Source organism: Micromonospora sp. KC213 (assembly GCF_004348325.1).
In the GTDB taxonomy this organism is placed as follows: domain Bacteria; phylum Actinomycetota; class Actinomycetes; order Mycobacteriales; family Micromonosporaceae; genus Micromonospora.
On sequence record NZ_SMKF01000356.1, the window covers coordinates 1 to 803 of the forward strand.

Below are 803 nucleotides of genomic sequence, written 5' to 3' on the forward strand. Positions count from 1 at the left end.
TCTGGGTGCTGCTCACCACGGTCGCTCCTGAACTCGACGAGTGGGCCGCCTACTTCGCCGCCGGCGCCGGCAAGCGGGCCGCAGCCGAGGCCGGAATACCCCGGGTGGTGAGTGCGCGGGAGGCCGACGATCTGCTCCGGGCCGCCGAGCAGTTCGTGACGGTGGTGGAGACCGCCCTCGGTCTGGTCCACCAGCCCACCCTCGACGGCCGCGCGGCCTGACCTCGGCCCGACCCAGCACCACCACGATCACCACGACGGGGGGTTGAGCCCATGGCGGGCCGCATGATGGCCGGCTCCGCCGCACTGGCCGCTCTGGTCCGCCCGGCGAGCGCGCCGGACCCGGCCGGCGGTCACCGGACGCTCCCGGTGGCGCCCGAGTTGACCGGTCTGCTGCCGTACCGGGGGCTGCGTCGGGGCAGCACGATCGCGGTCTCCGCCAGCCGCCCCCGGCGCAGCGGCGGCACCTCGCTGGTCCTGGCGTTGCTCGCCGAGGCGTCCCGGGCCGGCTCCTGGTGTGCGGTGGTCGGGGTGCCGACCCTCGGGGCGGGTGCCGCCGCCGAGCTGGGCATCGCGCTGGACCGGCTCGCCCTGGTCCCCGACCCGGGCCCCGAGTGGCCCACCGTGGTCGCCGCGTTGATCGACGGGGTCGACGTGGTGGTCACCGCCGTGCCGCAGGCCGTTTCCGCCTCGGTCGCCGGCCGGTTGGCCGCCCGCGCCCGCCAGCGCGGCTGCGTGCTCGTCCCGTACGGCCGGTGGGACGGCGCGGACGTCACCCTCCAGGTGGTCCGTGGGGTGTGGGAG

2 protein-coding genes are annotated in these 803 nt (G+C 76.8%); both read left to right on the forward strand.

Annotation, left to right across the window (positions count from 1 at the left end; translation table 11 throughout):
• Positions 1-221, forward strand: a 221-nt coding sequence (locus E1166_RS30615) for an SAV_6107 family HEPN domain-containing protein (RefSeq protein ID WP_243710618.1), incomplete at its 5' end; no start/stop codon positions are given.
• 51 nt (positions 222-272) lie between these two features.
• Positions 273-803, forward strand: a 531-nt coding sequence (locus E1166_RS30620; protein ID WP_132271214.1) for a hypothetical protein, incomplete at its 3' end; no start/stop codon positions are given.